Source organism: Mycobacterium aquaticum, from assembly GCF_002086485.1.
Classification (GTDB): Bacteria; Actinomycetota; Actinomycetes; order Mycobacteriales; family Mycobacteriaceae; genus Mycobacterium; species Mycobacterium aquaticum.
The window spans coordinates 38,089-52,387 of sequence record NZ_MVHF01000056.1; the positions used below are offsets into that span (position 1 = coordinate 38,089).

The 14,299-nt window shown below is 66.0% G+C and carries 14 protein-coding genes and 1 pseudogene; 6 read left to right on the forward strand and 9 right to left on the reverse strand.

Annotated features, from left to right (window positions below):
- The first annotated feature begins 26 nt into the window (after positions 1-26).
- Positions 27-1,340: an MFS transporter gene (locus tag BST13_RS33985; RefSeq protein ID WP_083170046.1), complete on the forward strand. Its 1,314-nt coding sequence runs from the start codon at positions 27-29 to the stop codon at positions 1,338-1,340.
- Here BST13_RS33985 and map read toward each other — a convergent pair.
- Positions 1,337-2,098, reverse strand: a complete 762-nt coding sequence (map, locus tag BST13_RS33990) for a type I methionyl aminopeptidase (protein WP_083170048.1) — start codon at positions 2,096-2,098, stop codon at positions 1,337-1,339. The genes BST13_RS33985 and map overlap by 4 nt on opposite strands.
- Before the next feature lie 70 nt (positions 2,099-2,168).
- Here map and BST13_RS33995 point away from each other — a divergent pair, with 70 nt between their 5' ends.
- The 3 genes from BST13_RS33995 (at position 2,169) to BST13_RS34005 (ending at position 4,518) form a co-directional block, all read left to right on the forward strand.
- On the forward strand, positions 2,169-2,429 hold the full coding sequence (locus BST13_RS33995; protein ID WP_083170050.1) for a helix-turn-helix domain-containing protein: 261 nt from the start codon (positions 2,169-2,171) through the stop codon (positions 2,427-2,429).
- Positions 2,430-2,800: 371 nt separating this feature from the next.
- Positions 2,801-3,658, forward strand: a complete 858-nt coding sequence (locus BST13_RS34000; protein ID WP_083170052.1) for an SDR family NAD(P)-dependent oxidoreductase — start codon at positions 2,801-2,803, stop codon at positions 3,656-3,658.
- A gap of 35 nt (positions 3,659-3,693) precedes the next feature.
- Complete coding sequence (locus BST13_RS34005) at positions 3,694-4,518, forward strand: SDR family NAD(P)-dependent oxidoreductase (RefSeq protein ID WP_083170054.1); 825 nt, start codon at positions 3,694-3,696, stop codon at positions 4,516-4,518.
- A gap of 4 nt (positions 4,519-4,522) precedes the next feature.
- Here BST13_RS34005 and BST13_RS34010 read toward each other — a convergent pair whose 3' ends face one another.
- Together BST13_RS34010 and BST13_RS34015 are read right to left on the reverse strand one after the other, a co-directional pair.
- A complete protein-coding gene (locus BST13_RS34010) occupies positions 4,523-5,365 on the reverse strand; it encodes a glycine betaine ABC transporter substrate-binding protein (RefSeq protein WP_425437088.1) in 843 nt (280 codons plus the stop codon).
- 2 nt (positions 5,366-5,367) lie between these two features.
- Positions 5,368-6,570: an NAD(P)-dependent malic enzyme gene (locus BST13_RS34015; RefSeq protein WP_083170072.1), complete on the reverse strand. Its 1,203-nt coding sequence runs from the start codon at positions 6,568-6,570 to the stop codon at positions 5,368-5,370.
- Between the two features lie 134 nt (positions 6,571-6,704).
- On the opposite strand from BST13_RS34015, the gene corA reads away from it, so the two are divergent.
- A complete protein-coding gene (gene corA / locus BST13_RS34020; protein WP_083170058.1) occupies positions 6,705-7,811 on the forward strand; it encodes a magnesium/cobalt transporter CorA in 1,107 nt (368 codons plus the stop codon).
- 3 nt (positions 7,812-7,814) lie between these two features.
- Here the strand turns inward: corA and BST13_RS34025 are convergent, their stop codons facing one another.
- The 6 genes from BST13_RS34025 to BST13_RS34050 all read right to left on the reverse strand — a co-directional run bounded on the left by BST13_RS34025 (position 7,815) and on the right by BST13_RS34050 (position 13,866).
- Entirely contained in the window at positions 7,815-8,414 is a 600-nt protein-coding gene (locus BST13_RS34025) for a suppressor of fused domain protein (RefSeq protein ID WP_083170060.1), read from the reverse strand.
- Complete coding sequence (locus BST13_RS34030; RefSeq protein WP_083170062.1) at positions 8,411-9,760, reverse strand: ABC transporter ATP-binding protein; 1,350 nt, start codon at positions 9,758-9,760, stop codon at positions 8,411-8,413. Before BST13_RS34030 ends, BST13_RS34025 begins: the two co-directional genes overlap by 4 nt.
- Positions 9,761-9,764: 4 nt before the next feature.
- The gene (locus BST13_RS34035) at positions 9,765-10,601 is read right to left on the reverse strand and encodes a carbohydrate ABC transporter permease (RefSeq protein ID WP_083170064.1); all 837 of its coding nucleotides are present in this window, start codon (positions 10,599-10,601) and stop codon (positions 9,765-9,767) included.
- 259 nt (positions 10,602-10,860) lie between these two features.
- Entirely contained in the window at positions 10,861-11,712 is an 852-nt protein-coding gene (locus BST13_RS34040) for a carbohydrate ABC transporter permease (protein WP_425437089.1), read from the reverse strand.
- A gap of 71 nt (positions 11,713-11,783) precedes the next feature.
- Positions 11,784-13,181, reverse strand: coding sequence for an ABC transporter substrate-binding protein (locus tag BST13_RS34045; RefSeq protein WP_095533822.1), 1,398 nt, complete (start codon positions 13,179-13,181; stop codon positions 11,784-11,786).
- A 172-nt stretch (positions 13,182-13,353) separates the two neighbouring features.
- Entirely contained in the window at positions 13,354-13,866 is a 513-nt protein-coding gene (locus BST13_RS34050) for a YflT domain-containing protein (protein ID WP_029366602.1), read from the reverse strand.
- A 131-nt stretch (positions 13,867-13,997) separates the two neighbouring features.
- Between BST13_RS34050 and BST13_RS40000 the strand changes: the two are divergent.
- Positions 13,998-14,299 (forward strand): annotated as a pseudogene (locus BST13_RS40000) (DUF4190 domain-containing protein); the annotation flags it as partial.

The following is a 14,299-nucleotide window of genomic DNA, read 5'->3' on the forward strand; positions in this document are numbered from 1 at the left end:
CGGCCCGGGGCGACTAGTCAACAAGGGTGACCTTCACGACGAGCGCCCCGGCCGCGGAACCCGCAGCGTCGCCTGCCGACCCGCGGACCGTTCGGACTGCCCTGCTGGCCAGCCTGCTCGGGACGACGATCGAGTGGTACGACTTCTTCCTCTACGCCACGGCCGCGAGCCTGGTGTTCAACCACACGTTCTTCCCCGACCAGAGCTCGTTCGTCGGGACCATGTTGGCGTTCGCGACGTTTGCGGTCGGCTTTGTGGTGCGCCCGATCGGCGGCTTCGTCTTCGGGCACATCGGCGACCGGATCGGCCGCAAGCGCACCCTGGCACTGACCATGCTGTTGATGGGCGGTGCCACCGCATTGATGGGTCTGCTGCCCACGGCCGCTCAGATCGGGGCGCTGGCGCCGGTGCTGTTGCTGGTGTTGCGCGTCGTGCAGGGTTTCGCCCTCGGCGGTGAGTGGGCCGGCGCGGTGCTGCTGGCCGTCGAGCACAGCCCGCGCAACCGCCGTGGGCTGTTCGGCAGCATTCCCCAGGTCGGGCTGGCGCTGGGCCTTGCGCTCGGCACCGGAGTGTTCGTGGTGCTGCAGCTGGCCCTGTCACCGGACGCTTTCCTGGCCTATGGCTGGCGCATCGCCTTTCTGATCAGCATCGCCTTGGTGATCTTCGGCGTGGTGGTGCGCTTCCGGGTGGCCGAGACCCCCGCGTTCGAGAAGATCCGTGCCGACGACGACCGTGCGCCGGTCCCGGTGCGGGAGATCTTCCGGCCGCCTGTGCTGCGGTCGACGATCCTAGGCATGCTGTCGCGGTGGGGTGAGGGGGCGGCCTTCAACACCTGGGGTGTGTTCACCATCGCGTACGCCACCAGCACGCTGCATCTGGGCAAGGTGCCGGTGCTGATCGTGGTCACCATCTCGGCGTTGTTGATGGCGGCGTTGTTGCCGGTGTCGGGCCGGCTGACCGACCGGTTCGGCGCCCGCACCATGTATGCCAGCGGGATCGCCGCCTACGGTCTAGTGGTGTTCCCGGCGTTCGCGCTGTTCGGCACTCGCAGCATCGTCGCCTACTCGGCGGCAATGTTGTTGGCGTTCGGCGTGATTCACGCGTGGTTCTACGGTGCGCAGGGCACGCTGTACGCATCGCTGTTCCCGACTCGCACCCGCTACACCGGGTTGTCGACGGTGTATCAGCTCTCCGGGGTGTACGCGTCGGGTCTGACGCCGCTGATCCTGACGGCGCTCATCGCCGCGGGCGGCGGCAAGCCCTGGTACGCCTGCGGGTATCTGGTCGCGACCGCCGCGATCAGCGTCGTCGCGACGCTGTTGCTGCGGCCGCGGTATTAGGTGGTGAGTACCACCGGGCCGGCGCCGGTGATCGCGATGGTGTTCTCGGTGTGCGCGGTGCGGGATCCATCGGCAGAGCGGATGGTCCAGCCGTCCCGGTCATAGACGATGCGGTTGGTGGTGCGGGCGAGCCACGGCTCCAGTGCGAGTGTCATGCCCGCCCGTAGCCGCATGCCCCGCCCGGGCTTGCCGTTGTTCGGTACGTGCGGATCTTCATGCATGGTCCTGCCGAGTCCGTGCCCGCCGAACTGGAGATTGACCGAGTATCCGTACGACGCGACGACGGCGCCGATGGCGGCGGAGATGTCGCCGAGTCGGCCGCCGGGCAGTGCCGCCGCGGTGCCTGCCGCGAGCGCCTCCTCGGTCGCACGGATCAGCCGAACGTCCTCGTCGGCAGGCGTGCCGACGATCACGGTGCGCGCCGCATCGGCCACCCAGCCGTCTACGGATACCGCGAAGTCCATGCTCAACACGTCGCCGTCGCGCAGCACGTAGTCGAAGGGAAGGCCATGCAGCACAGCGTCATTCACCGACAAGCAGATCACGTTGCGGAACGGTCCCGACCCGAACGACGGGTCGTAGTCCCAGTAGCAGGACTGCGCACCGCGGCGCTTGACCATGTCCCGGGCGTGGTGTTCGAGGTCGAGCAGATTCACCCCGACTTCGGCCAGCCTTCCGAGTTCGGCGAGCACCTCGGCCACGAAGCGTCCGGTGGTCCGCATCTTCTCGATCTCGGCATCGGTTTTGAGTTCGATCACGTCACTACTCCTTGTACGGTATTTAAATACCAGACTAGCGGTATACAAATACCAGCGCTACGGTGGTGGCGTGGTTCGTACGCCGCTCAGCCCCGAGCAAGTCGCCGCAGGCCGCCGACTCGGCGCGGCATTGCGCGCTGCCCGGGGCCCCCGCACCCTCGAAGACGTCGCACGCGGCGCAGGAATCTCCCCCGAGACACTGCGCAAGATCGAAACCGGTCGCCTGCCCTCCCCCGCATTCGGCACCATCGTCGGACTCAGTGATGTCCTCGACCTGCCACTGCAGACCCTCGCCGAAATATGGCGGCCGGTGAGCGCCGCGGCGTCGTAGTTGTTTGCTCGTGACGTATCAGTGAATCACCGGTCGGATTCGGGATAACGCTCGACCACGTCGGTCGGACATTTCAACTCGCCGGAAGGGTCACACGGGCGATGTGGCCCGGCTTGTGGATGCGGCGATCCAGTGGTACGAACTCCCTACAGGCCACCCGTGACGCGCCGCTCCCGATCGTAAATTGCTGCGAATCATGGCCTTTCCGAGGCATCAGGACACTACGACCGGGGGATCACCGTGCCAATACGGCTGTGAATGCGAAAGCCGAGACGCGGCTGAACCCATTTCCACATCTGGCGATTGCCATTGTCTTGCGAAGCAGTTCCGAGACGATAGCGCCAGACACCTCGATCGATGGAGCGGTTTACATGAATGGCTTTGCTGGAAAGGTCGCTGTCGTCACTGGCGCCGGCTCGGGAATCGGACAGGCGCTGGCCGTCGAACTGGGGCGTGCAGGCGCCAAGCTCGCCATCAGCGACATCGACATCGACGGTCTGGCTGACACCGAGCGACGGCTCAAAGCGATCGGTGCGCCCGTCAAGGCCGACCACCTCGATGTGACCGAACGCGAGGAGTTCCTGGCCTACGCCGACCAGGTCAAGCAGCACTTCGGCACGGTCAACCAGATCTATAACAATGCGGGCATCGGATACGCCGGTGATATCCAGGTCGCCCGGTTCAAGGACATCGAACGGGTCATGGACGTCAACTTCTGGGGAGTCGTCAACGGCACCAAGGCATTCCTGCCCCACCTCATCGCATCGGGCGACGGCCACGTCATCAACGTGTCGAGCGTCTTCGGGTTGTTCTCGCTGCCCGGGCAGGCCGCGTACAACTCGGCCAAGTTCGCCGTACGCGGGTTCACCGAGGCCCTGCGCCAGGAGATGATGCTGGCGGGTCATCCGGTCAAAGTCACCGCCGTGCACCCCGGCGGCATCAAGACCTCCATCGCACGCAACGCCATCATGGCCGACGGTATCGACGCCGAGTTGGTGGCGGCCAACTTCGACAAGCAATTCGCGAGGACGAGCCCGCAACGCGCGGCGCAGCTCATCCTCAACGCCGTGCACAAAGACAAGGCCCGCGTATTGGTGGGCCCCGACGCCAAATTCCTCGACCTCGTCGTGCGCGTCACCGGATCGGGCTATCAGCGCATGTTCACGACTTTCCTGAAGCTGGCCTCGACCAAGTCGGCCGAGTTACGCGGAACCGCGGGTACCGGCTAATCTCGACACCAGTCAAACGACACAAGGGAGTGCGCATGGAAGGCTTTGCTGGGAAGGTCGCCGTGGTGACGGGTGCCGGGTCGGGTATCGGACAGGCACTGGCCATCGAACTCGGACGCTCGGGCGCCAAGCTCGCCATCAGCGACGTCGACACCGAAGGCCTCGCCGTCACCGAGGAGCGACTCAAGGCGATCGGCGCGCCGGTCAAGGCCGACCGGCTCGATGTCACCGAGCGCGAAGCTTTCGAGCTGTACGCGAATTCGGTCGTCGAGCATTACGGCAAGGTCAATCAGATCTACAACAACGCAGGCATCGCGTTCACCGGCGACATCGAGGTCAGCAGCTACAAGGACATCGAACGCGTGATGGACGTCGACTTCTGGGGCGTCGTCAACGGCACCAAGGCGTTCCTGCCGCACCTGATCGCCTCCGGCGACGGACACGTGGTCAACGTCTCCAGCATCTTCGGCCTGTTCGCCGTGCCGGGCCAGGCCGCCTACAACTCGGCCAAGTTCGCGGTACGCGGGTTCACCGAGGCTCTGCGCCAGGAAATGGCACTGGCCAAGCACCCGGTCAAGGTCACCACTGTGCACCCGGGCGGCATCAAGACCGCGATCGCCCGCAACGCCACGGCAGCCGAGGGTCTCGACCCGCAGGAACTGGCCAAGGTGTTCGACAAGAAGCTCGCCAACACCACACCGCAGCGGGCCGCGAAGATCATCCTCGAGGCCGTGCGCAAGAACAAGGCCCGGGTGCTCGTCGGCCCCGACGCCAAGCTGCTCGACATCGTCGTGCGCATCACGGGCTCGGGCTACCAGCGGTTGTTCTCCACCGCCATGAGCCGCATCCTGCCCTACTGACGGACTAGTGGCCGAGCGGGTTGGCCTGCAGGAAGGCGTCGGCGACCGCACGCGGGTCGGCGCCTTCGGCCACCTGCCGAAGCATGTCAGCAAGTGAACCGGTGTCCAGGACACCCGCCACCTCGTTGACCGCCAGGATCTGGCGTTCGTTGAGCACATTGCGCCGGTAGAGCGGCACCACGTTCTCCGCACGGATCATCGCCGTGCGGTCGGCGAGCACCACCACCTCCGCCGGGTTGGCCGGGTCGGCGGTGGTGGTCCATGCCGCGTTGATCTTCCCGGCCCGAAGCGCCGCGAAAAGACTTGCGCGATCGGTGAATTCGACAGGTTTGGGCAGGTGGCAGGTACCCACCAGCGCAGGGACGGCTGCGCCTTTGAGAGCCCCGGGCACCACCTTGGCGCAGTTGCGCCGCAGCGCGGAGAGATCTTTCCCGCCCCAGGCCGACGCGGTCTGTTCCGTCACCGCGACAGCGGGTTTGTCCTGGGCCGACATGGTGTAGTCACCGGCGGCGACGCCCTCGGGCAACGCCGAGAGCAGGTCGCGGTAGACCTGCTCATCGGAATGCGCCGACGCACCGGGCGCGAACGTCTCGAGCAACTGTCCGGTGAACCCGGGCAGGACGGTCACCGAACCGGAATCCAGCGCGCCAAGCGCCTCCTTGGTCGGGGTGACCTCGGCGGGAGTGCCGTAATAGCGCAGCGCGGCCGCATACAGCTGGCCGATCAGCGCATACTCCGGGGTCATGCCCGCCGCGACGGCCATCGGGGCAGGCGGCGGATGGGAGCTGCAGCCGGCGATCAGCAGTACGACCGCCAGCGCCAAAACCAATCGACGACGCACAGACAGTGTCAGTCTCCCGACGCGGCCGCCACTGCCGCGGCCACCGCAGGCCCGACCCGGGGATCGAGCGCACTCGGCACGATGTGATCGGCGGCCAGATCGTCCCCGACGACCGAGTGGATCGCCTCAGCGGCGGCCACCTTCATCTTCTCGGTGATCCGGCGCGCACCGGCATCGAGCGCACCCCGGAACACCCCGGGGAAGGCCAGCACGTTGTTGATCTGGTTCGGGAAATCGCTGCGGCCCGTCGCGACGATCGCAGCATGCTTGCGCGCCGCATCGGGATGGATCTCCGGATCCGGATTGGACAGGGCGAAGACGATGCCGCCCGGGGCCATCGTGGCGATGAGCTCTTCGGGCACGATGCCTGCCGACACTCCGAGGAACATGTCGGCGCCGTCGAGCGCCTCGGCGATGCCGCCGGTGAGACCGCGCGGGTTGGTGCGCCCCGCCAGTTCGGTCTTGAAGGAGTTCATGCCCTCGCGGTCGGCGTGAACGATGCCCTGCGAATCCAGCACGGTGATGTCGGCGATGCCCTTGGCGAGCAGCATGTTGGTGCAGGCCACGCCGGCCGCGCCGGCGCCCGAGACGACGACCCGCAGGTTGTGCATGTCGCGCTCAAGCACCTTGGTGGCCCCCAGCAGCGCGGCGAGCACCACGATGGCGGTGCCGTGCTGGTCATCGTGCATGACCGGGCAGTCGAGCGCCTCGATGACGCGGCGCTCGACCTCGAAACACCGCGGTGCCGAGATGTCCTCCAGGTTGACCGCGCCGAATGTCGGGCGGAGCCGGATCAGGGTCTCGACGATCTCGTCGGGGTCCTTGGTGTCCAGCACGATGGGAATGGAGTTCAGTCCGCCGAAAGACTTGAACAGCGCACTCTTGCCCTCCATCACCGGCAGCGACGCCGCCGCGCCGATGTCGCCGAGACCCAGCACCGCGGTGCCGTCACTGACGACGGCGACCAAACGGTTCGCCCAGGTGTACTTGGCCGCCAGCGTGTGATCCGTGGCGATGGCCCGGCTGACCTGGGCGACGCCCGGGGTGTAGGCGATCGACAGGGCCCGCTGGGTGTCCAGCGGGGAATTGAGCTCGACGGAGAGCTTGCCGCCTTCGTGAGCAGTAAAGATCTCGGAATCTTCGACGACAACCTGGGGAGTGCGCGTCGTCGCGGAGTCCTCACGCGATGAAGCGACAGTACTTTCCGACACGGCGCCAGGGTACTTCACAGACCGATCTCACAGGGTCGACTTCCCCTCTCGTGAGCCGTTGGTAACAGGTTGGGCGCGTACGATTCAATGCGGCCCGATCGGGTGCCGGTCACAGCTGATGGGAGGCCCAGCGAATGCCCTCGTTCCGCGCGCTACCGCCGTCGCTGCTCCGCCCCGCTGCGCGGACCAAACCGCCCGTCACCGACGCCAAATCCATCCATGTTCCGGTGGCCCGGGCCATGGTCGACTGCGGGGTGTACTGCGAGGGACAGAGGTTGCCCGGCAAATACACCCACGCGGCCGCGCAGGCCAAGGTGCGTGAACTGGAGAGCGCCGGGAAGAAGGCGTTCGCGTGGGTCGGCCTGCATGAGCCCGACGAACACCAGATGCAGTCTGTCGCAGACGTTTTCGGGTTACACGAGCTTGCGGTCGAGGACGCGGTGCACGCCCATCAGCGCCCCAAGCTGGAGCGCTACGACAAGACACTGTTCTTGGTGATCAAGACCGTGAACTACGTCGAGCACGCCTCGGTGGCCAACGCTCGCGAAATCGTCGAGACCGGCGAGATCATGATCTTCGTCGGCCCCGACTTCGTGGTCACCGTCCGGCACGGTGAACACGGCGGGCTGGCCAGCGTGCGCCGCCGCCTCGACGCGTCGCCGGCCATCCTGACGCTGGGCCCATTCGCCGTCATGCACGCGATCGCCGACCACGTGGTGGACCACTATCTGCACGTCACCGACCTGATGGAAACCGATATCGACGTCATGGAGGAGAACGTCTTCTCCCCCGACACCCCGACCAACATCGAGTGCATCTACCTGCTCAAGCGGGAGGTCGTCGAGTTGCGCCGCGCCGTCGGGCCGCTGACACTGGCGCTGCAGCGGCTGCTCACCGACCACAATGACGTCATCTCCGTGGAAGTGCGCCGCTACATGCGCGACGTCAACGATCACACCATCCAGGCCTCGGAGCGGATCTCCAGCTACGACGAAATGCTCAGCTCACTGGTGCAGGCCGCCCTCGGCAAGGTCGCGATGCAGCAGAACGTCGACATGCGCAAGATATCGGCGTGGGTAGCCATCGCGGCGGTACCGACCGCACTGGCCGGGATCTACGGCATGAACTTCGACAACATGCCCGAATTACATTGGGTCTGGGGCTATCCCGCAGTTCTCACCCTGATGCTCACAGTGTGCGTGGTGCTGCACCGCACCTTCCGGAAGAACGACTGGCTCTGAGTATCAGGTCGGGTTGGCGGCCCGGCGAGCCGGATTCAGCACGTCCACACCGTCGGTCTGCCACGCCTCACGCATCGCGTCGGCGCCCTTGAGCCGCACCCACGCCGCCTCCGTCGCGGTGATCGGAGTCGCGGCAAGGACATTCACCGCGGTCATCGGATCCGGCAACGCGATCTCCCCGATATCGCTGGGGGACAACAGGAAAGCCGTGAACGGCGCACCGGCGAACAACGGCGTCTCCAGATCGACCAGGGCGTCGGCCTCAAGCACCAACCCCTCGACCGCAGGCGCCGCCGCGAGGATCGCCAGGGACCGGGCCAGCCCAGTCGGCGTCGGCCCGCGCAGCGACACCGTCACCTCGGCCCGCGGACCGTGGATCGGGTCGGCCACGAATTCCGTGGGGTCGAACATCGGGTGACGCGAACAGCCCAGCGTCACATAGTGGTACACGGTGTCATCAGCTGGGTCGGGGCCGAAGCGGAGCACCTCGATCCGCTCGGTTCCGAGGAAGGTGACACTCGCACTGACCGGTTCGGCGGTGATACCCGCAGCTGCGAAGTGCTCGTCGAGACCGGTTCGCACGGCCGCCAGGACGTCGGTCACTCGGCTTTGGGCTCGGACGGCGCCGCGGTTTTCTCCTCGGCGTCGTCGGCGGGTTCTGCGGGCTCGTCGGAATCTGTCTCACTGGTTTCAGCCTCTGGCGCTTCGGCCTCGGGCTCGGGTTCCGGCTCGGGCTGTGGCTCGGGCTCGAGCGTCTCGTCGGGTTCGGGTTCGATCACCCGGGTCAGGTTCAGCCCCGAGTCGGCATCGAAGATCACCAGTTTCGACGTGTCGAACGCCAGCTCGATCTGCTGGCCTGCCGTCGCTCGGGACTCCGCGGAAACCCTTGCCACGAACTCGTTTTCGCCCGCGCCGGATTCGGCGACCAGCTCGGCCAACTGCGCCGCGCGGGCACTGTCGCCTTCGATCGTGAAGTGGATGTACTTCTCCGAGCCCAGCGACTCGACGATGTCGGCGCGAACGGTAAAGCTCAAGGCCCGGATCCTGGCATACCCGTCCAGCAGGGACGCATCCTCAAGATGCTCCGGGCGGATCCCGACAATGATGTTGTCCGGCTTGGGGGCTCGGGCCAGCAACTCGTGCACGTCGGGGCTCAGCGTCACATCACCGAACGGCAACCGCACCCCGACATCGGTGAACGTCGCCGGGAAGAAGTTCATGGCAGGCGACCCGATGAAGCCTGCCACGAACAGGTTGACCGGGTTTTTGTACAGCTCGTCGGGGGTGCCGATCTGTTGCACCACACCGGCCAGCATCACGACAACGCGGTCCCCCAGCGTCATCGCCTCGGTCTGATCATGGGTGACGTACACCGTGGTGGTACCCAGCCGGCTCTGCAACCGCGAGATCTCGGCACGCATCTGAACCCGCAGTTTGGCGTCCAGGTTAGAGAGCGGCTCGTCCATCAGGAATGCCTTGGGGCTGCGGACAATTGCCCGCCCCATCGCCACCCGCTGACGCTGCCCGCCGGAGAGCTGAGCGGGCTTGCGGTCCAGCAGTTCGGTCAGGTCGAGGATCTTGGCGGTCTCTTCGACCTTGGCCGCGATCTCGTCCTTCTTCATCTTGGCCAGCGTGAGCGGGAAGGCGATGTTCTGCCGGACCGTCATGTGCGGGTACAGCGCGTAGGACTGAAACACCATCGCGATGTCGCGGTCCTTGGGCGCCTTCTCGTTGACCCGTTCCCCGCCGATGCTCAGCTCGCCCGACGAGATCTCCTCGAGCCCGGCGATCATGTTCAGCGTGGTGGATTTGCCGCACCCGGACGGCCCGACCAGGATGATGAATTCGCCGTCGGCGATGGTCATGGACAGTTCTTTGACGGCTTCCCGGACACCGCCTGCGCCGTCGGGGTAACTCTTGGTCACCCGGTCCAACACAATCTCGGCCATCCAACTACCCCTTTACCGCACCGGAGGTCAGTCCAGCGACGATGCGCCGCTGGAAAATCAGGACAAAGACAATGATCGGGATGGTGATGACCATCGCGCCCGCCGCAATGGAACCGGTCGGCTCCTCGAATTGCGAACTGCCGGTGAAGTTCGCGATGGCCACCGGCGCCGTGATGGCGCGTTGGGTCGCGGTCAGCGACAGAGCCAGCAGCAGATCGTTCCACGCGAAGATGAACACCAGGATGGCCGCGGTGACGATGCCTGGCACCGCCAGCGGGGCGATGACCTTGCGGAACGCCTGCGCCGGCGTGGCACCGTCCATCTTCGCGGCCTTCTCCAGATCCCATGGGATCTCCCGGAAGAACGCCGAGAGTGTGTAGATCGCCAGCGGCAGCGCGAAAGTGATGTAGGGGATGATCAGGCCCGGCCAGGTGTCGAACAGGCCGAGCCGGCGCTCGATGTTGAAAAGCGGTGTCACCAGCGAGATCTGCGGGAACATCGCGATCAGCAGAGCGACGCCGACCAGCAACCGCTTGCCCGGGAACGCCAGCCGTGCCACGGCATAGGCCGCCATGCCACCGACCACCACCGCGATCACCGTGGTGATCAGGCCGATGCCGATGGAGTTGACCAGTGCCGAGCTGAAGATGTCACCGGTGAAGATGCCCTTGTAGTTGGCGAAAGTGATCTGCGTCGGAATCAGCTTGCCGTCCTTGACCGTTGACGTCGGTTTCAACGACAACGACAGGATCCACAACACCGGGAACAGTGCATAGAGAATCACCAGTGCGTCGACGACAACCCATCCGGTCGCGCGGCGCGCACCGACCCGTTCAGCCATGTTGCTCGCTTCCTCCTCGGGCCTGGGGGCCCGCATCGTCAGCTTCAGCCATGTTGCTCGCTTCCTCCTCGGGCCTGGGGGCCCGCATCGTCAGCTTCAGCCATGTTGCTCGCTTCCTCCTCGGGCCTGGGGGCCCGCATCGTCAGCTTCAGCCATGTTGCTCGCTTCCTCCTCGGGCCTGGGGGCCCGCATCGTCAGCTTCAGCCATGTTGCTCGCTTCCTCCTCGGGCCTGGGGGCCCGCATCGTCAGCTTCGGTCATCAGCGGCCCTCCGCGTCCGACCCAGGCGCCGACGCCCCGAAGATCTTGATGTAGATGAACGCGATGACCGCGACCGAGGCGAAGATCAACACGCTGATGGCCGAACCCAACCCGAGGTTGAACGCCTTGAACAGGTTGTCGTAACCCAAGATCGACACCGACCCGGTGTTGTTGGCCCCACCGGTCAGCACATAGATGTTGTCGAAGATCCGGAACGCGTCAAGGGTGCGGAACAGCAGCGCCACCAGGATGGCCGGTTTCATCAGCGGGAGAATCACTTTGACCAGCCGCTGCCATGCCCCCGCACCGTCGACCTGGGCGGCGTTGAGCAGTTCCTGCGGTACCAGCGCCAGCCCGGCCAACAGCAGCAGCGCCATGAACGGCGTGGTCTTCCACACCTCCGCCAGCACCACGATGGCCAGCGACGGCAACTGCTCGGTCAACGGCGCGCTGCCATCCGGCAGCAGGTTCGCCAGGTACCCCGTGCCCGGCGTCCATGCGTAGTACCAGCTGTACGACGCCGCGACGGTGACGATGCCGTACGGGATCAGCACCGCGGTACGCACGACGCCTCTGCCGAAGATGGTGCGGTGCATGACCAATGCCAACGCCATGCCGAGCACGAACTCGATGGCCACCGACACGACCGTGATCCCCAGCGTCACGGCGAACGCCGTCCACCAATACCGGTCGGTGAGAATCGTGACGTAGTTGTCGACCCCGACGAACGCGGTGTCGCCCGGCGCGGCCAGGTTGTAGCGCTGCAGGCTCAGCCATACCGCGTAGCCGATGGGATAGGCCGTTACCGCGAGCATGAGGACCACCGCCGGAGCGATGAGTGCGTAGGCCAGCCTGCGCTGCGACCGGCGGTCGTCGGTGCGGGCCGCCGGCGCGGGCGCGGAAGCGGTAGCGGTTGACGACGTCACGGGATCAGCCCCTTACCGTCGATGGCCTTCTGCACCTGCGTGGTCAACACATCGGCCGTCCGCTCCGGGTCGATCGCGGTCACCGGGGCCAGCGTCGCCGAGATGCGGGTGGACACCGCCTGATAGACCGGGGTCGCCGGGCGCACGGCGGCATCGCTGAGTTGCTCGCGGATGATGGCGTACTGCGGGTACTTCGCCTGGAAGGCCGGGTCGTCGTAGAGGGATTCGCGCACCGCGGGCAGCCCGCCCTCCACCGAGGTGTAGCGCTGATTGTCGATGTTGCGCAGGCAGCGAATGGCTTCGAAGGCCTCGGCCTTGTGCTGGCTGGTGGACGCGACAGCCAGGTTGAGACCACCGATGGTCACTTTCGCCGGTTCGCCGGCGCGGACGCCCGGGTAGTTGGCGAAGCCGAAGACCTTTTTGCTGGCGTCGTATGCGGCCTCGAACTGTTCATCGCTGGGCGAGAAGGTGCCGAGGTCGTTGATGGCGTCGGTGAGATCGGGACGCTCGTTGAGCGGCAGGAACTTCACCCCGCCCTTGACGGCGTTCTCCAACAGCGAGGGCAGCACGAACGGCCAGTTCACCTCCAGGGCAGCCTTGCCCTGTTCGAGGGCAAGGCGCGCGGTGCCCTCGTCGGTCTGGGTCACCGACGGGTCCGCACCCGGCGCGGTCGCGACCGACTTCATGATCTGCAATGCCTTCACCGTCGCCGCCCGATGCTCAGGGGTGTCGGTGAGGGTGACGGTCTTGCCGTCGTCGGAGAGCACCTGACCGCCCGCACTCGCGAGCAGCGTGTTGAACCACACCACCAGGCCCTCGTACTGCTTTGCCTGCACCGCAATCCAGCTCGGCTTCCCTGCCGCGTGCAGACGCGTCGCCTCGGCGACCATGCCGTCCCAGGTGCGCGGCGGCTCATCCATCAAATCGGCTCGATACCAAAGCAATTGGGTGTTCGTGGTGATCGGCGCGGCATACAGCTTGCCCTGCCAGCGCGCGGTCTGCAGCGGGCCTGCCAAGGTGTTCTCGGCGGCATCGGACTCGGCGAGGCCGGCCGGGTCGTCGGACAGCGGTAGTGCCCAACCGGCTTCGGCGAACTCTGCCGTCCACACCACGTCGAGCGCCATCACATCGAGCGACTTGTCGTTGCCCGTCAGGCGTCGGGCCAGCTGCAGCCGTTGGTCGTCAGCACCTTTCGGCAGGCTGATCTGTTTGATGGTGAACCGGCCACCGAGTTCGGAGTTGCAGCGTTTGGCCACGGCGGTGAACGTGGCCATCTCGTTGGCCGGCGTGTAGTAGTTGATGACCAGGCCGCTGGCGGGGGCCCCACAGGCGGAGACGGTCGTGACCGCCGTCAACGCGGCCACTGCCGCAGCACACAGCCGCCGAGCGCGCACCGCTGGGCCTCCCGTCACTCCATGTCGCCGCCGCTGCGACTTCGGGCGGGAACCGCCCGCGCGCAAACCGTAGAGCCAAATACGCATGATGTGCAACACTTTCGGCACACGCGCATCACAATCGTGACCTGCAAACTTTGCCACACCGCACATCAGCGGCGGCCGGACGGGCTCAGATCGTCAAGCGCGCCAGCAGATCCCGGCCCTGTTCGGCACTCTGCGGATCGCACAGCACGTCATAGCGGCCCGCGACCAGCTGCATGGTCGAACTGAAATCTCTTGTGCCGCGAGCCATCGCGTACGGGATCGCCGAGGTGATCAGGCCGAAGAACACGCCCGCGATCAGACCCGTCAGCAGGGCACTCCACGGATTGGGGCTGAAAAAGCCCAGGATCAGGCCGATGAACAGACCCAGCCAGGCGCCCGAGAGCACGCCGCCGCCGAGCACCTTGGGCCAGCTCAACCGGCCCGTCACCCGCTCGACCTGCATCAGGTCGACACCGACCAGCGTCACCTGCTGAACCGGGAATTGTTGGTCGGACAGATAGTCCACCGCACGCTGCGCCTCGGCGTAGGTCGGGTAGGAGCCGATCGGCCACCCTTTGGGCGGTGTGGGCAACGCGCCGCGCAGCGGCGCACCTGGTGTCGCACCGGCTGCCTGCCCGGGCTGGAATGGGCTGGTCATCGATCTTCACTCTCCTGTCGTGCAGCGACCGATCGGCCTGCTGCTCTTGTTACAGCAACGTCCCCCACCCGCAAAAGGTGCCTGCGATGAGGTGACCTCTACGTTCCGTGCCGTGCGCTAGGTTGATCAGCATGACAAACCCGGACGGCCACGCAGGCGAAACACCTGCATCCGAGCCCAGTGCCGTGCCGTCAGAACCGTCGTCGAGCGGCTATGAAGCACCTCCGATCGAGCAATCCAAGGATCTGCCGCCTGCCGCAGAAGCGCAACCGTCTTATGGCGCGCCACCATCGATCGAGGCCCGCCCTGATGCCGGGTATGCGTCCGGGCCGACGTACTCGTCGCCTCCCCCACCACCGTCGCCCCCTGCGGTCGACTACCCCATGAACTATCCGCCGTACCCGCCGCAGCCCGCGGCGTACCCCCCGCCTCC